The following is a 22,084-nucleotide window of genomic DNA, read 5'->3' as shown; positions in this document are numbered from 1 at the left end:
CGGTCAGCGAAGCCACACCCGACAAGGGTTAAAACTTTGGCATTGACTATCAAGCACACTGTTGAGTTCTCAAACAACCGACGCACACCGTCAGAGTCGCAATCTTTCCGATCGCTTCCCTGTCCGGGGCAGTTCCTCTAACTTACCAGGCTCTTTCGGACTTTTCCAAATCCCCGCCGGCCTGCTGGCCGAGGGAATTCTTCGACTGTCCGAATGAATTCCGGCACCCATTTTAGCCACCGTACGAAGCGTTAGCTTCGACGATCTGGCGAGGTAGGGACGCCTCCCAGCAGTTCGCGGCGCTAGCCGCTCGATCTGCCGTTCGGAGGCAACCTGTGTAACTTACCCTATCACGTTCCCCGCCGCAAGGATCCTGTTCAGGATCCGAGTCTGGGGAGGCGATCCGACAAGCCCCCGCCCAGTTCCGGAGCGCACAAGGCTACTACGAGATCTGGGTTGGTTTCCACCCCGGGACCGGCCAGTTGCGCTGCTCGCGCTTCCTGTCCGTGCCTCCCTGCCGGGCGAACAACCGGAACAGTACACAGCGACCGGCCGTCCCGCCAAATCGGCTCGTCCAGTGGCCCCACGCCGGGCCAGAAGCCACCAGAGATCGGCCCGGGGACGCCATCGCGCGGGGCCCCGACTAATCCGTGCGCCCACCCTGGTCGCGCCGCAGCACACGGCCCGCGGCACACGGCCCGCCGCGCCAGGCATGCCACGGCGGGACCGCCGTCACTCCACGGTGACGGACTTCGCCAGGTTCCGCGGCTTGTCGACGTCGTGCCCGAGGGTCAGGGCCGCGTGGTACGCCAGCAGCTGCAGCGGCACCGTGAGGAGCAAGGGGTCGAGCTCCCGCTCGTTCCGGGGCACGTCGATCCGCTCGGCGCGCAGCTCCCCCAGGTCGACACCGGGGTGCGTCACGACGACCAGCGGGCCGCCGCGGGCGGCGATCTCGTGCAGTGCCGCCACGTTGCGGTCGGTCAGCTCGTCGTCGGGCACGATGGCGACGGTCGGCACCTCGGGCGAGATGAGCGCGAGAGGCCCGTGCTTGAGCTCCGACATCTGGTACGCCTCGGCGTGCCGGTAGCTGATCTCCTTGAACTTCTGCGCGCCCTCGCGCGCGACCGGGTACCCGCGCACCCGGCCCACGAAGAACAGGCTCTCCGCCGTCGCGAGCGCCTCGGCCGCCTGCGCGATCCGTTCCTCACCCTCGAGCACCTGCTCGATCTGGGCCGGCAGGTTCTGCAGGCCGGCCACCAGCCGGCGTCCGTCCGCGACGGACAGGTCCCGCACACGCCCGAGCTGCAGCGCGAGCAGGGCGAAGCACGCGTTCATGGTGGTGAGCGCCTTCGTGGAGGCGACGGCGATCTCGGGCCCCGCGTGGAGGTAGATCCCCCCGTCACAGGCGCGGGCGATCGCGGACCCGACCACGTTGACGAGGCCGATGACCCGGCCTCCCTTGCGGCGGATCTCCTCCACGGCCAGGAGCGTGTCGATGGTCTCGCCCGACTGGCTCACCGCCACGTACAGGGTGTCCGGCTCGATCACCGGGCTGCGATACCGGAACTCGCTGGCGGCCTCGGCGTCGGCGGGGATGCGGGCGAGCTCCTCGATGAGCGACGCCCCCATCTGGCCCACGTAGTACGCGGAGCCGCAGCCCAGGATCTTGACCCGTCGGACGGCGCGCAGCTCACGGGCGTCCATCTCGAGCCCGCCCAGGTGGGCCGTGGCGAACCGCTCGTCGAGCCGCCCGCGCAGCGCACGCTCCACGCTGGCCGGCTGCTCGAGCATCTCCGTGTACATGCGCGGACGGCCGTCGACCAGCCCGTGCTCGTAGGCGCTGGGGTCGACGTCGACCTCGCGCGCCGTGGTCTGCGTCCGGGTCAGGTCACGGCGGAACGTCGTGAAGCCCGACGCCGTGACGGTCGCCAGCTCCCCGTCGGTCAGGTGCGCCACCGTCGTCGTGTGGCGCACGAGCGCCGCCAGGTCGGAGGCCACGAACATCTCCTTGTCCCCGACCCCGACCAGCAGCGGGCTCCCGTTCCTGGCCACGACCACCCGGTCCGGGAAGTCGGCGTGCACCACGGCCAGGCCGTAGGTGCCCTCCACGGCGTCCAGGGCGTCGACGACCTTGCCCTCCAGCGTGTCCGCGCCAGACAGCGCGACGAGATGCGCGAATACCTCGGAGTCGGTGTCGCTCGCGAGCGTCACGCCCTGGTCGGCGAGGCGTGCGCGGAGCGCGGCGGCGTTGTCGACGATGCCGTTGTGCACCACCGCCACCGCCCCGCTCTCGTCGGTGTGCGGATGAGCGTTGACGTCGGTCGCGGGGCCGTGGGTCGCCCAGCGGGTGTGGCCAATCCCCACCTGGCCGGACATGCGCTTGGGCAGGACCTCGGCGAGGTCGCGGACCCGCCCTGCCCGCTTGGCCACCCGCGTCCTGGATCCGACCACGGCGACACCCGCCGAGTCGTACCCCCGGTGCTCCAGCCGCCCGAGCGCCTCGACGAGCAGCGGGGCCGCACTCTGGCCGCCGACGTAACCAACGATTCCGCACATGCTGTTGCTCCTTCGGGAGGGTGTTCGGCCGAGCCGGCTCAGCCGTAGATCATCCGGCGCAGCTGTCGCTCGCTGAACCGCGGTGCCGCGACGACGCGGTGCTCGAGCTCGGCGGCGATGCGCGCGAAGATCTCGGGGTTCTTGGCGCCGTGGGTCCTCAGCTCGGCATGCCGGCGTCGGACGACGTCCTCGACCGGCGTGGCGTAGTACGCGACGACGTCGCCGATCACCCTCGCCGCCTCGGCAGGCGTGAGTCCTGTGGTCGCCGCCACGTGGGCGACGAGGTCGGAAGACGTCCTCATGCCGAGGAGCCTGGCCCATCCAGATCACCAAGAGCAATTTCTTGCCCGGAATCGGGCAAGAACAGACGCAACAGTGTCCGGGCAGACGAACGGCGGCCGCCCGCTTGTCAGCGAGCGACCGCCGTCGCTCTACCGGCACCCCCGGTCGGAGGACGTCACTCCGACGTCGCGACCGCCAGGGTCTTCTTGCCCCGACGGAGCACGGCGTGCTTGCCGTGCAGCAGGTCCTCCGTCGTCAGGGCCTGGTCCTCGACGGTGACCTTGACGTTGTTCACGTACGCACCGCCCTCCTTGACCGCACGGCGCGCCTCACCCTTGGACGAGACGATCCCCGAGCCCGCGAGCAGGTCGACGATCAGGTCACCGGCCTTGGCCGTCACGCGCGGCAGCTCGGACACCGCACCGTCGAGCGTGCGGGCGTCGAGGTCCTCGAGCGAACCGCGGCCGAACAGCGCCTGGCTCGCCGCGATGACCGCCTCCGTCGCACCGGCGCCGTGCACCAGGGTGGTGACGTCGCCCGCGAGCGCCTTCTGGGCCTCGCGCGCGAAGGGGCGCTCGGCCACCTCGCGCTCGAGCTCCGCGATCTCGTCGCGCGACCGGAACGTGAAGACCTTGAGGTAGTTCACGACATCGGCGTCGGCCTGGTTGAGCCAGAACTGGTAGAACGCGTACGGGCTGGTCATGTCCGGGTCGAGCCAGACGGCGCCGCCCTCCGTCTTGCCGAACTTGGTGCCGTCCGCCTTGGTGATCAGCGGTGTCGTGAGCGCGTGCGCGCTCACCCCCTCCGCCTTGCGGACCAGCTCGACCCCGGCCAGCAGGTTGCCCCACTGGTCGTTGCCGCCCGTCTGCATGGTCACCCCGTGCCGGCGGTACAGCTCGAGGAAGTCCATGCCCTGCAGCACCTGGTAGCTGAACTCGGTGAAGCTGATGCCCTCGTCGGAGCCCAGCCGCCGCGCCACCGTGTCCTTGGCCAGCATGGTGCTCATCCGGAAGTGCTTGCCGATGTCGCGCAGGAACGCGATCGCCGACAGGCCTGAGGTCCAGTCGAGGTTGTTCACCATCTTGGCCGCGTTCGGCCCGTCCCAGGTCAGCAGCGGCTCGATCTGGCTGCGGATCCGCTCCACCCATCCGGCGACGACCTCGGGGTCGTTGAGCGTGCGCTCACCGGCCATCTTGGGGTCGCCGATGAGCCCGGTCGCGCCGCCGACCAGTGCGGTGGGGCGGTGCCCGGCGTCCTGCAGCCGGCGCGCGGTCAGGATCTGGACCAGGTTGCCGATGTGCAGGGACGGCGCCGTGGGGTCGAAGCCCACGTAATAGTCCACGGTGCCCTCCGACAGTGCAGAACGCAGCGCGGCCTCGTCGGTGGACTGTGCCACCAGGCCTCGCCATTGCAGCTCGTCGAGGATGTCGGTCACCGTGGTTGCTCCTTGCTCGGGCAGCACGCCGCCCGGGCGGGCAGCGCGGCGGGCGGGATCGCCCACGGCCATAGTCTGCCCGACGGCGGTGTCCGCCTCACCATCGTCCGGCCCGGTCCCGTCGTCCCGGCGTGCCCTGTCGCCCTCGGCGCCGGCGGTGCCCAGCTAGGGGTTGGCCCGCACCATCACGATCGCGACGTCGTCGTCGGCTGTCGCAGAGAGCATGCCGGACAGGGCTGTCTCGACGACGGAGTCCAGGTCCGCGCGGTGGGTCCCCTCAAGGACCGCAGCGAGCTGGTCGAGGCGGGTGCGCAGGCCGCTGTCCCGCGTCTCGACCAGCCCGTCGGTGTACAGCACCAGCGTGTCGCCGGGGCCGATCTCGACCGTGTGGTCCCGCCGAGGCGCCCCCGGATCCATCCCGAGCAGCAGGTCGTTGCGGACTCGCAGGATCTCGCTCCTGCCGTCGGCCCGGACCAGGATCGGCGGCGGGTGGCCCGCACTGGACCACCGGACCGTCCGGATCCGTTCCCGACGCTGGTCGGGGGTCTGCTCGATGCGCGCCACGAGCGCGGTGGCGGTCGCCTTGTTCCCCAGCGCGAGGCCGTCGATCGCGGCGTCGACCCGTTCCAGCACCCGCGCGGGTGTGTCCTGGCTGTCGTACCCGATGGCCCGCACGAGGGCTCGGAGCTGGCCCATCATCACCGCTGCGCCGAGGTCGTGGCCGATCACGTCGCCGATCACGAGAGTCGTGGCACCGTCCCGGGTGGCGAACGCGTCGTACCAGTCGCCGCCGATGTCCCGCTCCACCGCGGCCGGCTGGTAGTGCACGACCACCTGCAGCTCGTCGAGCTGCGGCGGCTCGGTCAGCACGGCCCGCTGGAGCGCCAGCGAGACCTCGGTCGCCCTGCTCCGTGCCTCCTCCGAGCGAGCCGCCCGGAGCCGGAGCGCGTCCTCGTGGGCCCGACGCCGGACGACGTCACGCAGCGCGGCGCCGATCGTCTTCGAGAGAACCACCATGAACCGCACGTAGGCGGCGTCCCACGGTCTGACGGCGGCCCCACGCAGGACGAGGACGGCGAGGATGCCGTCCCCTTCACCCGAACGCACGGGCTTGACCACCATGCCGGGGACGACCTCCAGGAGCCCGGACCGGAGCGCGCGGGCCACGAGGTCCCGCTCGTCCGGCTCCGGGGCGGCCCCGGCATCCAGCACCACCCGACGGCCGCTCGCGTCGTAGACGGCCGCACGGGTGATGTCCGCGCTCCGGGACAGCGCCTCCAGCACGGGCAGGGCGAAGCTCCGCAGGTCGGTGAACGTCGTCGGCAGGGCCCCGTGCACCTCGCCGAGCGTCGCCAGACGCCGGTGGTCCACGACCTCGTGCGTCGTCTCGGTCGCGATGTCCAGCAGACCCACGATGCGACCGTCGTCGTCCGACAACGGGCTGTAGGAGAAGGTGAAGTAGGTCTCCTCGGCGTAGCCGGACCGGTTCATGAGCAGGAACATGTCCCTGCTCAGCGTCGGCTGCCCCGTCGTGAGCACGGTGTCGAAGAGGGGGCCGATGTCGTCCCAAATCTCGGCCCAGACCACCCGTGCAGGCGCACCCTGCGCGCCGGGATGCTTGTCGGTGCCGAGCATCTCCCGGTAGCCGTCGTTGTAGATCAGCGTCAGGTCCGGGCCCCAGACCATCATCACCGGGAATCGTGTCGAGAAGCAGAGCCGCACGGCATGCCGCAGCGACTCCGGCCACGAGCTCGGCGGACCCAGCGGTGTGGCGTCCCACGCCACCGCCCGGGCCTCGCGGCCGACGGCGCTGAGTGCCGTCGCCTCCTCGAACCATTCAGCTTTCACGAGCGAATGTTAACGACAGCACGGTCGTCGACCGACACACCGATGATTTCGTGGACGCTCCGCCGTCAGGTATCGCATGGAGACGAAAAAGCCTCAGCGATCCGCAACCTCGCCAGGCAGGCTGGAGCCATGAGCGACATCGACATGCCCCACTGGAAGCGGAACGTCGCGCTGTTCCTGACCGGGCAGACCGTCTCCCTTCTCGGGTCGATGCTCGTGATGTTCGCGGTCATGTGGCACCTGACCATCGAGACCCGGTCCGGCTCGGTGCTCATGATGAGCATCGTGTTCGGCATGCTGCCGCAGGCGTTCATGTCGATCTTCGGCGGCGTGTGGGCCGACCGGCACTCGCGCAAGCTCCTGATCATGGGCGCCGACACGACGATCGCCGTCGTGACCCTCGGTCTGGCGCTGCTCATGCTCAGCGGCGTCGACGACCTGTGGGTCATCTACCTGGCGCTCGCCGTCCGCTCCGTGTTCGCCGGCATCCAGACGCCGGCGGTGGGCGCGATGATCCCGCAGATCACGCCGGCCGATCAGCTGATGCGCGTCAACGGCATGTTCCAGTCCATCCAGTCCGGGATGATGCTGCTCGCGCCGGCCCTCGCCGCGGTGGTCTACGCGTCCTTCGACATCGTCGCGGTGTTCTTCGTCGACGCCGCGACCGCCCTGATCGGCGTGGGCATGCTCGCGATGGTCACCGTGCCGCGGCTCGTCCGGTCCGACGCCCAGGACGGGCCGGTCAGCTACTTCGGTGACCTCGTGGCGGGCGTGCGGTACATCGGCTCGAACGCCCCCGTGAAGTGGCTGGTCGCACTGTTCGCACTGGTCATGTTCCTCGTCGGGGCGCCGAGCTACCTGACGCCGCTGATGGTCACGCGCACGTTCGGCGACGAGGTGTGGAAGCTGACCGCCAACGAGCTGTTCTGGGGCGGCGGCATGCTGCTCGGCGGGCTGCTCATGGCCAGCTTCGGACCGCGGATCAAGCGCCGCGTGCGCCTCATGGTCGGCTCCGTGCTCCTGACGGGTGTGCTGGTCGCCGGCCTGGGCGTGTCCACGAACATGTGGGTCTTCTTCAGCCTCGGTCTGCTGATCGGCATCATGTTCTCGGCGCTCAACACCCCGGCGTTCACGATCATCCAGGAGCGGGTCGAACCGGAGATGCAGGGCCGGGTGTTCGGCTTCGTCGGGATCGTCATGACGGTGGCGATGCCGCTGTCCATGGTCGTGTTCGGGCCGCTGGCGGACCGGTACTCCGTGCAGTCGCTCCTGGTCCTCGCGGGCCTCCTCCTGGTCGTCGTGCTGGCTGCGATCCTGGCGCTGCCGGCGGCGCGGCGCTCCCTCGCACAGGTCGACACGGCGCCGGAGCCGGACGGGGAGACGGCCGGCGAGGCCGCTGAACCGACGGCGACCGGGACGGACGGTGGCGCGGCCGGTGGTCCGATCGGCGACACGGTCGCCGAGACCGTCGGCGAGCCGGTCGACGCCGCCGCGGCACCAGGATCCGACAGCCGGTAGCCCGAGCAGCACGCGGGCGGCGCCGGACCCGGAGGACCCGCCGAGGCGGTTTCCACGGTCCGGCACCGCCCGCCGCTCGTGTGCCGCAGGACACAGCCGATCAGCGCGGACCGCGTGCCAGTATTGATGTGTTCCCTACGGCAGCCGTGCGTTTCGGAAGGTCCCTGTGAGCACTCCCAAGATCTATGCCCTGCACGAGAACCCCGAGTGGTTCCCGCCCTTCGCCGAGGCGTTCGCGGCCGAGGGTGTCGAGTACGAGGAGTGGCTGCTGACCGACGGTGTGCTCGACCTCGACGAGGCACCGCCCGAGGGCATCTTCTGGTCCCGCATCTCGGCGAGCAGCCACACGCGCGATCACGGCCTCACCAAGGACTACTCGCGCGCGGTGCTGTCCTGGCTGGAGGCGTACGGCCGCCGGACGGTCAACGGCCGTCGCGTGCTCGAGCTCGAGGTCAGCAAGGTGGACCAGCTCACGGCGCTGCGCGCCGCCGGGATCGACACGCCGCGCACGGTGGCCGCCGTCGGCCGGGACCAGGTGCTGAAGGCCGCGCAGGGATTCCCCACCCCGTTCGTCACCAAGCACAACCAGGGCGGCAAGGGCCTCGGGGTGCGCAAGTTCGACTCGTTCGACGACCTCGCCGACTACGTCGGGTCCGACGAGTACGAGGAGCCCGTGGACGGCATCACCCTGATCCAGGAGTACGTCGTCGCGGCCGACGGCGGCATCACCCGCGTGGAGATCGTGGGCGGCGAGATGATCTACGCCGTACGCGGCGACACCGAGCGCGGCGGGTTCCAGCTCTGCCCGGCCGACGCCTGCGCCATCGACCCGGAGACCGGCCGTCCGATCCCGCCGGTCGGCGCGACCATCTCCATGGCACCCGACGAGGAGTGGGGCCTGTTCTCCGAGCGCGAGGGCTACGACGACCCGGTGGTGGCCAGGTACCTCGAGTTCACGAAGCGGCACGGCATCGAGATCGCCGGCATCGAGAACATCCGCACTGCCGACGGCCGCGTCCTGACGTACGACGTGAACACCAACACGAACTACAACAGCGACGTCGAGCAGAACACCGCGCGGTCGGGCCCGCGCGAGATCGTGCGGCACCTGGCCCGCGTGCTGCAGGAGACGTACCCGGTCTGACGGTCCGGTTCCGACGGCGCGCGCGGTCGCCGACCGACCGAACTCATCGACCGCGGAACGCGTCCGACCGATCAGGTGCGCACCGGAGCTGCTCGATAGACCGAGACCGTCGGTTCTCCGTCCAGCCAGAGGCGCCAGGGGAAGAGGTCGGCACGGCCTCCGTCGCCACTCACGCCGACTCGTGGGCCGGTCCGGACGACGGGGGCCTCGACAGGATCGGCCAGCGGGCGCGACTCGGCCAGCGGGCGGCCGAGCACCACGGCACCGTCGGGTGCCGTGACGTCGGCACCGTCGTCGGACAGGTCGAGGCCCAGGGCGACCGCCAGGCGGGCCGGGCCGCGTGCGAGGTCGCGGTCGGTCCGGGCGACGCCGGAGGCGAGGCGGCGCGAGCGGGCCAGGTCGGCGCCGCCGACCACCTCCCCGGCCCGCAGCAGCACCGCCGACGCCTCCCCGTCCGGACCGCACACGACGTTGACGCAGTGGTGCAGGCCCAGGTGGCGGTACACGTACAGCCGACCGGGCTCGCCGAACATCGTCGCGTTGCGCCGGGTGCGGCCGCGATAGGCGTGCGAGCCCGGGTCGGTGGCGCCGTCGTACGCCTCGACCTCGGTGAGGTGCAGGGAGACGACGCCGTCGGCGGTGCGCCGGGTGAGCGTGGCCCCCAGCAGGTCCCGGGCGACGTCGAGAACTGGCCGCGCGTACCAGTCCCTACCGGGAACACTGCCGGGAACGCTGCCGGGTACACCGCCGGAGACACTGCTGGGGGCGCCGTCGGGAGAGCTCATGCCCCGATCATGCACGGACCCGCTACGCGAACGCGAAGACTGGCGGGAAGATCACGACGACCACCAGCGCCCACCCGGCGTACGCGGGCAGGTACCGGGTCTGCCACCGCTCGATCGGGTCGAACGGGTGCTTGCCCCGCAGGAACCCGACGGACAGCCAGGCCGACCAGGCCAGGTGCACCAGCAGCACCAGGTTCAGCCCCAGGGCCGCCGCCTTGTTGGCGCTGAACCCGAACTCGGCGATGCGGGTCAGCATGGCGCTCAGGGTGACCGCGTCGACGGCGAGCGCCGCGACCACGAGCACGAGCTGCAGCACGTCGAACAGCCCGGGAGGCGCGAGCGAGTCGCGGGCGGAGATCGAGTAGAGCAGGAGGCACAGGACCAGCACGAGCACCATGTCCATGAGGATGAGGAGCTCGCGGTCGACGTCGAGCAGGCCGCCGGTCGTCGCGAAGACGCCGAGGAAGACCAGCAGCATCACGATGGTCAGCGGCGTGAAGACGCGGGTCAGGACCGGCGCGATGTTCTCGACGACGTTCTGCTTGGCCTCGACCAGCCAGGCCGCGACGATGAGGGCGCCGGGCACGCAGAACGGCAGGATCCAGGACTCGAGGACCGGTTCGAAGTCGACGCCGACCAGCCCGAGGGTGCCGAGCGTGAGCCCGATCAGCACTCCCCCACCGAGCGCGATCAGCACGAAGTAGATCGCGAGCTCGCCGGTGAAGCGCACGTAGTCCATGCGGCGTGCGTCCGACCGCCACCGGCCGCCCGCGTACACGACCGAGACCAGGGCCCACAGGGCGACGATCGAGTGGCTGGCGGCGAGGAACAGGGTCGAGCCGTCCGGGTCGAACGGGTAGACGTTCAGCACCACCGCGAGCAGGGCGAACGGCACCAGGAGCGCCGCGCCGACCCGCCAGGTGAGCTTGCGCTTCCAGACGAAGTAGCCGGCGAGGAACGGGAGCACGAGCAGCCCGATGTTGCGCATCACCACCGTCTCGTCGCCGAACAGCTCGACGCCGGTCTTGACCGCGATCCCCGCGCCGACGGCCAGCGACAGGACGACGCCGAGCTCACGCCAGGACCGCGCGCCGCCGTCGGACGGTTCGGGGACGAGGACGAGCTGCTTCCACAGCCGGTCGGAGTGCTCGCGGGCGAACTCGCGGGACACCTCGTCGAGGTTGCCCATGCGCTTGACCGAGACCAGGAAGGCCTCGTCGTCGTCGAGCCCGGTGCGGGTCAGATCGGTCACCTGCTCGCGCAGGTGGTCCTCCATCTCCTCGATGTCGCTCGCCGAGATGGCCCGACGGCGCTGGACGTAGCCGCGCCACTGGTCGATCTGTGCTTCGAGCTGGGGGTTGGTGCTCATCATGCCCACCCTTCGACGACGGCGGGCGGGCGCTGGACGTCCTGCCACACCTGCTTCAGGGCGTCGGCGACCACCGACCACTGCTGCTGCCGGTCAGCGAGGGTCTCCCGGCCGGCCTGCGTGATCGCGTAGTGCTTGCGGCGGCGTCCGGCCTCGGACGTGCCCCAGCTCGCCTCCACGTACCCGAGCCGCTCCAGCCGGTGCAGCAGGGGGTAGAGCATCCCGTCGGTCCACTGCATGCGGCCGCCGGAGAGCTCGTTGACGCGCTTGACGATCGCGTAGCCGTACGACTCGCCGTCGGCCAGGATGCCGAGGACGAGCGGGGTGGCCGAGGCGGCCACCAGATCCTTGTCGATGTGCATAGCACTCCTATGCCTAGGTCTTCTAGGGTTGGAACCCTAGCAGACCTAGGCCTAGCAGATCTATGTATTGGATCTACGCCTCGTCGACAGGCTCACCGAACCCGTCGAGCCGCAGGTCAGCGCGCTGCCGTGTGGCCTCGCGCGCATAGTGGGCCGACTCGTCCACCATCCAGCGCAGCCAGTGGTCGCGCGCTTCCCTGCCGTCGCGTTGCAGACCGCGCCGCAGCCGTTCGGCGTCGTCGGCCTCCACCCAGACGCGGAACGCGCCGAGCATGTCCACCTGGCGTGCGGCCGCGCCGCAGCCCTCCACCACCAGGTGAGCCGACGGCGGGACGTCGTGCCACTCGGCCCAGTCGTCCACCACCCAGTCGTACCGGCGGTACCGGACGGGCTCCCCCGCCGCCAGCGGCTCCAGGACCCACCGGCGCAGGTTCGCCGCGCCGGCATCAGGGCCGCCGGCCCAGCCCTCGTAGAGGTCGTCCATGTGCACCACGGGCGCTTCCAGCGCGTCGGCCAGCTGGGCGGCCAGGGTCGTCTTGCCCGAGCCTGCGGGCCCGTCGACGCACACGAGCCGCGCGCCGGAGGTCCGGATCCGGTCCAGCAGGGTGCCGAGAACCGAGGGTGACACACTCATCGGCGCGCTCTCCCTTCCGAGTTGATCCGCCCACCCAGGGTTTGTGCCCAGAACCCGCGTGGGTTCCGGGCACAAACCCTGGGCGGGCGGCGAAGCGGGACGGGACTACTCCGGCTGGGCCCAGAACCGGTATTCCGTCGAGCGCTCCTTGGCCGACTCGATCTGCTCCCGGACCCGGGCGGGGGCGGTGCCCCCTACCGCGTCGCGCGAGGCGAGCGAGCCCTCGACGGACAGCACGCCGCGCACCTCGGGCGTGAGGTGCACCGAGATCGCGGCGAGGTCCTCGTCGGACAGGTCCCAGAGCTCGATACCGCGCGCCTCGCACTGCTGCACGCACGTGCCCGCGACCTCGTGGGCGACCCGGAACGGGACGCCCTGCCGGACGAGCCACTCGGCGATGTCGGTGGCGAGCGAGAAGCCCTGCGGGGCGAGCTCCGCCATGCGGTCCGTGTCGAAGACCATCGTCCGCACCATGCCCGAGAACGCGGGCAGCACCGTGGTGAGCGTCGCCACCTGGTCGAACACGGGCTCCTTGTCCTCCTGCAGGTCGCGGTTGTACGCGAGCGGGAGGCCCTTGAGCGTGGTCAGCAGCCCCACGAGGTCGCCGATCACCCGGCCGGCCTTGCCCCGGGCGAGCTCGGCGATGTCCGGGTTCTTCTTCTGCGGCATGATCGACGAGCCCGTCGAGTACGCGTCGTCCAGACGGACGAACCCGAACTCCTTCGTGTTCCAGAGGATGACCTCCTCCGCGATCCGCGACAGGTCGACGGCGATCATCGCCGCGACGAACGCGAACTCCGCCGCCACGTCGCGCGATGCGGTGCCGTCGATCGAGTTCTCGACGGGGCCACCCTCCAGGCCCAGGTCGGCGGCCACCGCCGCCGGGTCCAGGCCGAGGGACGAGCCCGCGAGCGCGCCGGAGCCGTAGGGCGACTTCGAGGCGCGCACGTCCCAGTCGAGGAAGCGGTCGACGTCGCGCAGCAGCGGCCAGGCGTGCGCGAGCAGGTGGTGCGCCAGCAGCACGGGCTGGGCGTGCTGCAGGTGCGTGCGGCCCGGCATGGGGGCGTCACCCGCGGCGTCCGCCTGGGCGATCAGCTCGTCCACCAGGTCCAGCACCTGCGCGGCGATGACCCGTGCCTGGTCGCGCAGGTAGAGCCGCACCAGCGTGGCGATCTGGTCGTTGCGGGAGCGGCCGGCGCGGAGCTTGCCGCCCAGCTCGTCCCCCGCACGCTCCAGCAGGCCGCGCTCGAGGGCGGTGTGCACGTCCTCGTCGTCGAGCACCGGGAGGAACGCACCCGAGGCGACGTCCTGCTCCAGCATGTCCAGGGCGTCGATCATCCGGGCGAGCTCGGGCTCGGTGAGCAGGCCCGCACCCGCCAGGACGCGGGCGTGCGCCTTCGAGCCGGCGACGTCGTAGGGCGCGAGCTTCCAGTCGAAGTGCGTCGACTGGGAGAGCGCGGCCAGCTCCGGCGCGGGCCCGCCGGCGAACCGGCCGCCCCAGAGGGCCACCTTCTCGCCGGAGTGCGCGCCCACGGTGCCGGACGCCGGCTGCGCGACGTCCTTCCCTGCGCCGTCGTGACCCGTGCCGTCGTTCTCCGTCACAGTGCCCCGACCCCCAGGTCCACGCCGTTGCCGAACTTCTCGTCACGCGCGGCGGCGAGCTTCGCCGTGAGGCCGTAGATCTCGATGAACCCGCGGGCCTGCGACTGGTCGAACGCGTCACCCTCGTCGTAGGTCGCGAGGTTGAAGTCGTACAGCGACTGCTCCGAGCGGCGCCCGGTCACGGTGGCCCGGCCGCCGTGCAGCACCATGCGGATCTCGCCGGAGACGTACTTCTGGGTGTCGTCGATGAAGACGTCGAGCGACTTCTTCAGCGGCGAGAACCACATGCCGTCGTACACGAGCTCGCTCCAGCGCTGCTCCACCTGCCGCTTGAAGCGCGCCTGCTCGCGCTCGACCGTCACGTTCTCCAGCTCCTGGTGCGCGGCGATCAGCGCGATCGCACCGGGCGCCTCGTAGACCTCGCGGGACTTGATGCCCACGAGCCGGTCCTCGACGATGTCGATGCGGCCGACCCCCTGCGCGCCGGCGCGGCGGTTCATCTCCTGGATCGCCTGCAGCGGGGTGACGGCGACGCCGTCGATCGCCACGGGCACACCCTGCTCGAAGGTGATGATGACCTCGTCCGCCACCGGCGGGAACGTCGGGTCGTCGGTGTAGGAGTAGACGTCCTTGGTGGGCTCGTTCCAGATGTCCTCGAGGAAGCCCGTCTCGACGGCGCGGCCCCACACGTTCTGGTCGATGGAGAAGGGGTTCTTCTTCGTCGTCGCGATCGGCAGGTCGTGCTTCTCCGCGTAGTCGATGGCCTTCTCGCGGGTCAGTGCGAGGTCGCGCACGGGGGCGATCGACCTCAGGTCGGGCGCGAGCGAGGTGGTGGCCACCTCGAAGCGGACCTGGTCGTTGCCCTTGCCGGTGCAGCCGTGCGCCACGGTCGAGGCGCCGAACTGGCGGGCCGCGGCCACCATGTGCTTCACGATGACCGGCCGGGAGATGGCGGAGACCAGCGGGTAGCGGTCGAGGTACATGCCGTTGGCCCGCAGCGCGGGCATGCAGTACTCCGTGGCGAACTCGTCGCGCGCGTCGGCGATGTACGCCTCGACGGCGCCGCAGTCCAGCGCGCGCTTGCGGATGACGTTCATGTCCTCGCCGCCCTGGCCGACGTCGACGGCCACGGCGACCACCTCGGCCCCGGTGGCCTCGGCGATCCAGCCGATGGCGACGGAGGTGTCCAGGCCGCCCGAGTAGGCGAGCACGACGCGTTCAGTCATGATTGACGATCTCTTTCCGGTGGTGGTGTCAGTGCGATTGTGGTGTGTTCTCAGGTGCTGAGCGCGAGGAAGCGTCCCGCCAGCGCGGCGCCGTCGGCGTCCCGCGCGATGACGAGGATCGTGTCGTCGCCCGCGATGGTGCCGAGCATCCCCGGAAACACTGAGTGGTCGATCGCCGAGGCCAGCAGGTTCGCTGCCCCCGGTGGTGTGCGGAGCACCACGAGGTTGCCCGACGACTCCGCGGAGACCAGCAGCTCCTTGGCGAGCCTGGTCAGCCGTGCGGACAGGTACTCCTCGCTCGCGTCCGACTGCGCGCTGCGGTCCCCGCCCTCACCGGGAACCGCGTAGACGAGCGTGCCGTCCGAGCCGCGCACCTTCTCGGCCTGCAGCTCGATGAGATCACGCGAGAGCGTGCCCTGCGTGACGCTCACGCCGTCGGCCGCCAGCGCGTCGGCCAGCTCCGCCTGCGAGTGGATGGCGTTGCGCAGCACGATCTCGATGATGCGGGCGTGCCGGGCAGCCTTCGTGGTGGCGGTGGTCGCCGTCTGCCGCGTGACCATCAGCCCTGCTCCAGCAGCCAGGCCAGCAGCGCCTTCTGCGCGTGCAGGCGGTTCTCGGCCTCGTCCCAGACCACGGACTGCGGGCCGTCGATCACGTCGGCGGTGATCTCCTTGCCGCGGTAGGCGGGCAGGCAGTGCAGCACGAGCGCGTCCGGGGCCGCGCTCGCGAGCAGCTCCGCGTTCAGCTGGTAGTCCCAGAACGGCTTGGCCCGCTCCTCGGCCTGCGCCTCGTCGCCCATCGACACCCAGGTGTCGGTCGCCACGACGTCGGCGCCCTCGACCGCCTCCTTGGCCGACGTCGTCACGGTCACCGAGCCGCCCGTCTCACCGGCGATCTCGCGTGCCCGGGCGACCATCGCGCCGTCGGGCAGGAAGCCCTCGGGGCCGGCCACCCGCACGTGCAGACCCGCGGTGGCGCCGCCCAGCAGGTACGAGTTCGCCATGTTGTTGGCGGCGTCGCCCACATAGGCGAACGTGGTGCCCGGGAGCGCGTCGAGCCCGCGGTGCTGCGCCACCGTGAGCAGGTCGGCGAGGATCTGGCACGGGTGGAAGTCGTCGGTCAGGGCGTTGATGACCGGGACCCGCGAGACGGCGGCCATCTCCTCGATGCGCTCCTGCCCGAACGTGCGCCACGCGATCGCGGAGACCTGCCGGTCGAGCACCCGGGTGGTGTCCGCGATCGACTCGCGCACTCCGATCCTGGCGAGGTTGCCGTCCACGACGAGCGGGAAACCGCCGAGCTCGGCGATGCCTGCCGCGAACGAGACCTGGGTACGCAGCGTCGGCTTGTCCGTGATGAACGCGACAGCGCGCGGCCCCTCCAGCGGGCGGCGGCCGTCCTTCGACAAGCTCAGGTACCGGTCGTCGCGCAGGGCGAGACCGAGCTCCAGGACGGCCCTCTGCTCGGCGGGCGTGAGGTCGTCGTCGCGCAGGAAGTGGCGGGTCATGCGTCGTCCTCCTCGGACTGGTCGGCAAGGGTCTCGACGGGCTCGACCACCAGGGTCGCGAAGAAGCGGGCGGCGTCCATCGCCTGCTCCGCGGTCAGGATCAGGGGCGGCGCGAGCCGGATCGTGTCGGGGGCCACGGCGTTCACGATGAACCCGGCCTCCAGCGCCGTCCTGGCCACCTGCGGCGCCACGGGTTCGTGGAGCACGATCGCGAGCAGCAGACCACGCCCGCGGACCTCCTTCACGAGCGGGCTGCCGCACATCTCGATCTCCTGGCGCAGCAGTGCCCCAACCTCCCGCACGTTGGCCAGCAGGCCGTCGCGCTCGATCACGCCGATGGTCGTCAGCGCCGCCGCGGCAGCCACGGGGTTGCCGCCGAACGTGCTGCCGTGCTGCCCACGTCCCAGCAGGTTCGCAGCGGCGCCGTACGCAATGACCGCGCCCACGGGGAACCCGCCGCCGAGGCCCTTCGCGACGGTGACGACGTCGGGCACGATGCCCCCGCCGATCTCCGCCTGCTGGTAGGCGAACCAGGAACCGCACCGGCCCATGCCGGTCTGGACCTCGTCCAGCACGAGCAGCGCGCCGTGCGTGGTGGTGAGCCGGCGGGCGGCCACGAGGTAGCCCGGCGGCAGGGACCGCACGCCGGCCTCCCCCTGCACGGGCTCGACGACCAGGGCCGCCACCTCGCCACGCTCGGCGATCGCCTGCGGCGAGAACGCGGCGTCCAGGGCGGCGAGGTCGCCGAACGGCAGGTGCTCGACACCGCCGGGCAGCGGCTCGAACGGGTCCCGGTAGGCGGCCTTCGCGGTCAGCGCGAGCGCGCCCATCGACCGGCCGTGGAAGCCGCCCTCCAGCGCGAGCACCCGCGTACGGGTCCCCAACCCGGACGACGACGCGACCCGGCGCGTCATCTTGAACGCCGCCTCGACCGCCTCGGTGCCCGAGTTGGTCAGGAACACCCGCGACCCCTCCGGTGCCTCGGCCGCACGCAGCAGCGTCTCGGCGAGCGCGATCTGGGCGGGGGTGCCGAAGAAGTTCGAGACGTGCCCGAGCGTGCCGAGCTGGGCGCTGATCGCCGCGGTGAGGGTCGGGTGGGCGTGGCCCAGCGAGTTCACCGCGATACCGCCGAGCAGGTCGAGGTACCGCTTGCCGTCCGCGTCCCACACGTAGGCGCCCTCACCACGCACCAGCACGCGCTGCGGCGGGCCGAACGTGTCCATCACCGCACCCGTGTACCGCTCGGTCCACGCGGCGACCGAGCCGTGCGCGGACAGGGCGGAGGCGTCCTGGGGGATGACCGTGCTCATGGTGTGAGACCTTCCTTGGCCGGGACGACCATCGTCCCGTTGCCCCGCGTGGTGAAGACCTCCAGCAGCACGCTGTGCGGCTGGCGTCCGTCGATGACCGTCGCGGCGGCCACGCCGCCCTCGACCGCGCGCAGGCAGGCCTCCATCTTCGGGACCATCCCGGACTCCAGGCTGGGCAGCAGCTCGGACAGCTCGGGCGCCGTGATCCGCTCCACCAGCGAGCCCCGGTCGGGCCACGACGTGTACAGCCCTTCGACGTCCGTCAGCACGATGAGCTTCTTGGCGCCCAGGGCCACCGCGAGCGCCGACGCCGCGGTGTCCGCATTGACGTTCAGCACCTGGGTGGGGTCGTCCTTGTCGGGTGCGATCGTGGACACCACGGGGATGCGGCCGGCCTGCAGCAGGTCCTCCACGGCGCGCGGGTCCACCTGGACGACGTCGCCCACGAGCCCGACGTCGACGGGCTCGCCGTCCACGACGGCGTGGCGGCGCTCGGCGCCGAGCAGCCCACCGTCCTCGCCGGACAGACCGACGGCGACCGGGCCGTGCGCGTTGATCAGGCCGACCAGCTCGCGGCTGACCTGGCCGGTCAGGACCATGCGGACCACTTCCATGGCCTCGGGCGTGGTGACGCGCAGGCCGCCCTTGAACTCGGACGCGATGCCGAGGCGGTCGAGCATGGCGTTGATCTGCGGTCCCCCGCCGTGCACGACGACGGGGCGCAGCCCCACCTGCCGCAGGAACACCATGTCCTGGGCGAAGGCCGCCTTGAGCCCGGCGTCGAGCATCGCGTTGCCGCCGTACTTGACGACGACGAGGGCGCCGGAGAACTCCCGCAGCCAGGGCAGGGCCTCGATGAGGACCTCTGCTTTCTGGTCGGGCCGCAACCCGTTGACGATGTCGCTGCTCATGAGCTGTACGCGCTGTTCTCGTGGACGTAGTCGTGCGTGAGGTCGTTGGTCCAGAGGGTGATCTCGGCGTCGCCCGCGTGCAGGTCGATGGTGAACGTGACGTCCCGCGCCGCGGCCATGTCGACCTTCTCCGGCGGCTCGTGGGCGCCGCCCGCCTTGCACACGAGCACGCCGTTGACGCTCACGTCGAGCTCGGCCGGGTCGAACGGAGCGACCTCCTCCGGCACGGTGCCGACCTGGGACAGGATGCGGCCCCAGTTGGGGTCGTTGCCGAAGACCGCCGCCTTGACGAGGTTGGACCGGCTCACGGCGCGGGCGACGGCGAGCGCCGCGTCCTCGGTGGTGGCGTTCGTGACGGTGATGGCGATGTCGTGGGACGCGCCCTCGGCGTCGGCGACGAGCTGGCGGGCCAGGTCGGCGCAGATCGCCGTGACCGCCTCGGTGAGCGTGTCGAGATCCGGCGTCACGCCAGTGGCGCCCGAGGCCATCAGCACCACGGTGTCCGAGGTGGACATGGCGCCGTCGGAGTCGACACGGTCGAAGGTGACCCGGGTCGCGGCCCGCAGGGCGGCGTCGGCGTCCCCGGCGTCGACGACGGCGTCCGTGGTCACCACGCACAGCATCGTCGCGAGGGCGGGCGCGAGCATGCCGGCACCCTTGGCCATGCCGCCGACGGTGAAGCTGCCCGACGGCGTCTCGACGGTGCGGACCGCCGTCTTGGCCACCGTGTCGGTGGTCATGATCGCGGTGGCGGCAGCCTGGCCCGCGGCGTCGTCGGCCGAGAGCTCGCCGACCGCGACGGGGATACCGGCCAGCAGCTTGTCCGCGGCCAGCCGCACGCCGATCAGGCCGGTGGAGGCGACGAGCACGTCGATGGCACCGATCCCGAGCTCGTCGGCGACCTTCTCGGCGGTGGCGTGCGCGTCCTGGAACCCGCCCGGGCCGGTGCACACGTTGGCGCCGCCGGAGTTGAGCACGACCGCACGGGCGACGCCGTCCTTGACCGCCTGGCGCGACCACATCACGGGCGCACCGACCACGCGGTTGCTCGTGAACACCGCGGCGGCGGTGTGCTCGGGGCCGTCGTTGACGACGAGTGCCAGGTCCGGTGTGCCGGACGCCTTGAGGCCGGCGGTGACCCCGGCCGCCCGGAACCCTTGTGCCGCGGTGACGCCCGCTGCGGGGTCGGTCATGGTGCGACTCCTTCGGTGATGAGGCCGGCGGTCTCCCGCAGGCCCAGGGCGAGGTTCATGGACTGGATCGCGGCGCCCGCCGTGCCCTTGACCAGGTTGTCGAGGGCGGTGATGGTGACGACCCGGCGGGCCGCGGCGTCGACCGCGACCTGCACGCATGCCGTGTTGGCGCCCAGCGTCATCGCGGTGCTCGGCCACTGGCCCTCGGGGAGCAGGTGCACGAACGGCTCGTCGGCGTACGCGGTCTCCCACGCGGCGCGGACCTGCTCGGGGTCGACGCCCTTGGCCAGCGGGGCGGTCGCCGTCGCGAGGATGCCCCGGGCCATCGGCACGAGGGTGGGCGTGAAGCTGATGGTCACCTTGGGCGCCCCGGCGGCCCGCAGGTTCTGCTGGATCTCCGGGATGTGCCGGTGCGTGCCGCCCACGGCGTACGGCTGCGCGGAGCCGAGCGCCTCGCTCGCCAGAAGGTGCGGCTTGAGCGCCTTGCCCGCGCCGGAGTACCCGTTGGCCAGCACCGCCACGAGGTCGGTCGGTTCCACCACGCCCGCCGCGACGCCGGGCTGCAGGCCCAGGGTGACCGCCGTGACGTTGCAGCCGGGCACCGCGATGCGGCGCGCGCCGGCCAGCTTGTCGCGCTGCCGGGCGGCGGTCGTGAGGTCGACGCCGGGTGTCGCGGCATGGATCAGCTCGGGCAGGCCGTAGGGCCAGGTCCCCGCGTGCGTGGACCCGTAGAACTGCTCCCAGTCGCTCGCGGACTCCAGCCGGTGGTCGGCGCCGAGGTCGATGACGAGGACGTCGTCCGGAAGCTGCGCCGCGACCTGGCCGGACGCCCCGTGCGGCAGACCGAGCAGGACGACATCGTGTCCCTGGAGCGTCTCCGGCGTGGTGGGCTCGAGGATGCGGTGCGCGAGTCCGCGCAGGTGCGGCTGGACCTCCCCGAGGCTCGACCCTGCGTTCGAGTGCGCGGTGAGCGTGCCGATCTCCACGAAGGGATGGGCCGCCAGGAGGCGCAGAGCCTCCCCGCCCGCATAACCGGACGCGCCGGCGACGGCGACTCGGATGAGCTGGCTGCTGGACATATTCCGCAGTGTACATAATTATGCAGTCCGGCGAAACCCGGTGCTCGACGCCCTTCTCACCCTGCGACATAGGCTCGGTGCATGCACGCAGTCGTAGCCCGTGAGGCGGGCGGCCCCGAGGTCCTGTCCTACACAGAGCTCCCCAACCCGACGCCGAGCCGGGGGCAGCTCCTGGTCCGCGTCGCAGCAGCCGGCGTGAACTTCATCGACACCTATCGACGCTCCGGCGTCTATCCCATGGAGTACCCCCACGTGGTGGGCGTGGAGGGCGCCGGCACCGTGGAGGCGCTCGGCGACGACGTCATGGGATTCGCGGTCGGAGACCGCGTGGCCTGGCACGACGGGCACGGCTCCTACGCGGAGCTCGTGGCCGTGGACGCCGCGGGCGTCGTGCCGGTACCCGACGGGCTCGACCTCACCACCGCCGCCGCGCTGCCCCTGCAGGGCATCACCGCGCACTACCTCGTACGGTCCACGTTCGAGGTGGGCCCGGGACACGACGTCCTGCTGACCGCGGGCGCCGGCGGCGTCGGCCTGCTGGCCACCCAGCTCGCCGTCGCGCGCGGCGGGCAGGTCATCACCACGGTCTCGACGGCGGAGAAGGCAGAGCTGTCGGCGTCGGCGGGCGCCGCGCACACCATCGACTACGCGGCGATGGACGACCTCACGACCGAGCTTCCGGCCCGCGTGCGCGAGCTCACCGACGGCCAGGGCGTGCACGTCGTGTACGACGGCGTGGGCCGGGCCACCTTCGAGGCCTCGCTCGCCTCCCTGCGTCCGCGCGGGATGCTCGTGCTGTTCGGCGGAGCGTCGGGGCAGGTTCCGCCCTTCGACCCGCAGCGCCTCAACAAGGCCGGCTCCCTGTTCCTCACCCGGCCGACCATCGCGCACTACGCGCTGACTCGCGACGAGCTGGAGTGGCGCACGTCCGAGGTGCTGGGTGCCGCCGCGTCGGGTGACCTGGACGTCCACATCGGGTCCACGCTCCCGCTGGCCGACGCCGGAGCGGCGCACGCGGCGCTGGAGGGCCGGGACACCACGGGCAAGGTGCTGCTCGTTCCCTGACGGTCGCGGTGAGGGTGCTCGGGTGGTGGGCTGGTGACGGTGAGGGCGGTCCGTTGCAGCGCCGGCAGTACCGAGATCGGTCACTTGCTGCACCGCCAGAACCGAGATCGGTCACTTGCTGCACCGCCAGAACCGAGATCGGTCACTTGCTTCGAGATCGGTCCATTGAAGGACCGATCTCGAAGCAATGGACCGATCTCAAGCAAATGACCGATCTCGACGCAGACCGCACCGGCACCCGCTCCCCCAGCACCCAGC

General features: G+C 71.2%; 19 protein-coding genes. 3 read left to right on the top strand and 16 right to left on the bottom strand.

What is annotated here, in order from left to right; genetic code table 11:
* Positions 1 to 732: 732 nt before the first annotated feature.
* From glmS to LUM46_RS12800, 4 genes are all read right to left on the bottom strand, one after another.
* Positions 733 to 2,556: a glutamine--fructose-6-phosphate transaminase (isomerizing) gene (glmS, locus tag LUM46_RS12815; RefSeq protein WP_274994376.1), complete on the bottom strand. Its 1,824-nt coding sequence runs from the start codon at positions 2,554 to 2,556 to the stop codon at positions 733 to 735.
* 38 nt (positions 2,557 to 2,594) lie between these two features.
* Positions 2,595 to 2,858, bottom strand: a complete 264-nt coding sequence (locus LUM46_RS12810; RefSeq protein WP_274994374.1) for a hypothetical protein — start codon at positions 2,856 to 2,858, stop codon at positions 2,595 to 2,597.
* A 155-nt stretch (positions 2,859 to 3,013) separates the two neighbouring features.
* The gene (gene tyrS, locus LUM46_RS12805; RefSeq protein ID WP_274994394.1) at positions 3,014 to 4,273 is read right to left on the bottom strand and encodes a tyrosine--tRNA ligase; all 1,260 of its coding nucleotides are present in this window, start codon (positions 4,271 to 4,273) and stop codon (positions 3,014 to 3,016) included.
* Positions 4,274 to 4,438: 165 nt separating this feature from the next.
* Positions 4,439 to 6,121, bottom strand: coding sequence for a PP2C family protein-serine/threonine phosphatase (locus LUM46_RS12800; protein WP_274994373.1), 1,683 nt, complete (start codon positions 6,119 to 6,121; stop codon positions 4,439 to 4,441).
* 129 nt (positions 6,122 to 6,250) lie between these two features.
* Between LUM46_RS12800 and LUM46_RS12795 the strand changes: the two genes are divergently transcribed.
* Both LUM46_RS12795 and LUM46_RS12790 read left to right on the top strand, forming a co-directional pair.
* Positions 6,251 to 7,639, top strand: coding sequence for an MFS transporter (locus LUM46_RS12795; RefSeq protein WP_274994371.1), 1,389 nt, complete (start codon positions 6,251 to 6,253; stop codon positions 7,637 to 7,639).
* 166 nt (positions 7,640 to 7,805) lie between these two features.
* On the top strand, positions 7,806 to 8,783 hold the full coding sequence (locus LUM46_RS12790) for an ATP-grasp domain-containing protein (RefSeq protein ID WP_274994368.1): 978 nt from the start codon (positions 7,806 to 7,808) through the stop codon (positions 8,781 to 8,783).
* A 71-nt stretch (positions 8,784 to 8,854) separates the two neighbouring features.
* Here LUM46_RS12790 and LUM46_RS12785 read toward each other — a convergent pair whose 3' ends face one another.
* The 12 genes from LUM46_RS12785 to argC form a co-directional block, all read right to left on the bottom strand.
* Positions 8,855 to 9,568 (bottom strand): DNA-3-methyladenine glycosylase, encoded by a 714-nt coding sequence (locus LUM46_RS12785; RefSeq protein ID WP_274994366.1) that lies wholly within the window; start codon positions 9,566 to 9,568, stop codon positions 8,855 to 8,857.
* 22 nt (positions 9,569 to 9,590) lie between these two features.
* Positions 9,591 to 10,937, bottom strand: coding sequence for a permease prefix domain 1-containing protein (locus LUM46_RS12780; protein ID WP_274994364.1), 1,347 nt, complete (start codon positions 10,935 to 10,937; stop codon positions 9,591 to 9,593).
* A complete protein-coding gene (locus tag LUM46_RS12775) occupies positions 10,937 to 11,299 on the bottom strand; it encodes a PadR family transcriptional regulator (RefSeq protein WP_274994363.1) in 363 nt (120 codons plus the stop codon). Before LUM46_RS12775 ends, LUM46_RS12780 begins: the two co-directional genes overlap by 1 nt.
* A 73-nt stretch (positions 11,300 to 11,372) precedes the next feature.
* The gene (locus LUM46_RS12770) at positions 11,373 to 11,933 is read right to left on the bottom strand and encodes a uridine kinase family protein (RefSeq protein ID WP_274994361.1); all 561 of its coding nucleotides are present in this window, start codon (positions 11,931 to 11,933) and stop codon (positions 11,373 to 11,375) included.
* 105 nt (positions 11,934 to 12,038) lie between these two features.
* Positions 12,039 to 13,466: an argininosuccinate lyase gene (gene argH, locus LUM46_RS12765; RefSeq protein ID WP_274994393.1), complete on the bottom strand. Its 1,428-nt coding sequence runs from the start codon at positions 13,464 to 13,466 to the stop codon at positions 12,039 to 12,041.
* Positions 13,467 to 13,531: 65 nt separating this feature from the next.
* Positions 13,532 to 14,761, bottom strand: a complete 1,230-nt coding sequence (locus LUM46_RS12760; RefSeq protein ID WP_274994360.1) for an argininosuccinate synthase — start codon at positions 14,759 to 14,761, stop codon at positions 13,532 to 13,534.
* A 50-nt stretch (positions 14,762 to 14,811) separates the two neighbouring features.
* Positions 14,812 to 15,321 (bottom strand): arginine repressor, encoded by a 510-nt coding sequence (locus LUM46_RS12755; RefSeq protein ID WP_274994359.1) that lies wholly within the window; start codon positions 15,319 to 15,321, stop codon positions 14,812 to 14,814.
* Positions 15,321 to 16,268 carry an ornithine carbamoyltransferase gene (gene argF / locus LUM46_RS12750; protein WP_274994358.1) on the bottom strand — a complete coding sequence of 316 codons (948 nt, stop codon included), beginning with the start codon at positions 16,266 to 16,268 and terminating at the stop codon, positions 15,321 to 15,323. The genes LUM46_RS12755 and argF overlap by 1 nt, the downstream gene beginning before the upstream one ends.
* Positions 16,265 to 17,578 carry an acetylornithine transaminase gene (locus LUM46_RS12745; RefSeq protein WP_274994357.1) on the bottom strand — a complete coding sequence of 438 codons (1,314 nt, stop codon included), beginning with the start codon at positions 17,576 to 17,578 and terminating at the stop codon, positions 16,265 to 16,267. Before LUM46_RS12745 ends, argF begins: the two co-directional genes overlap by 4 nt.
* A complete protein-coding gene (gene argB, locus LUM46_RS12740) occupies positions 17,575 to 18,489 on the bottom strand; it encodes an acetylglutamate kinase (protein WP_274994356.1) in 915 nt (304 codons plus the stop codon). The genes LUM46_RS12745 and argB overlap by 4 nt, the downstream gene beginning before the upstream one ends.
* On the bottom strand, positions 18,486 to 19,682 hold the full coding sequence (gene argJ / locus LUM46_RS12735; protein WP_274994355.1) for a bifunctional glutamate N-acetyltransferase/amino-acid acetyltransferase ArgJ: 1,197 nt from the start codon (positions 19,680 to 19,682) through the stop codon (positions 18,486 to 18,488). Before argJ ends, argB begins: the two co-directional genes overlap by 4 nt.
* Positions 19,679 to 20,761, bottom strand: coding sequence for an N-acetyl-gamma-glutamyl-phosphate reductase (gene argC, locus LUM46_RS12730; protein ID WP_274994354.1), 1,083 nt, complete (start codon positions 20,759 to 20,761; stop codon positions 19,679 to 19,681). The genes argJ and argC overlap by 4 nt, the downstream gene beginning before the upstream one ends.
* A gap of 81 nt (positions 20,762 to 20,842) precedes the next feature.
* On the opposite strand from argC, the gene LUM46_RS12725 reads away from it, so the two are divergent.
* Positions 20,843 to 21,826, top strand: a complete 984-nt coding sequence (locus LUM46_RS12725; protein WP_274994353.1) for a quinone oxidoreductase family protein — start codon at positions 20,843 to 20,845, stop codon at positions 21,824 to 21,826.
* Positions 21,827 to 22,084: the final 258 nt, after the last annotated feature.

Origin of the sequence: Promicromonospora iranensis, assembly GCF_028994805.1 — a bacterium.
Taxonomy (GTDB): domain Bacteria; phylum Actinomycetota; class Actinomycetes; order Actinomycetales; family Cellulomonadaceae; genus Promicromonospora; species Promicromonospora iranensis.
The sequence above is the reverse complement of the archived record's forward strand: the minus strand, read 5'-3'. Positions and strand labels throughout refer to the sequence as shown.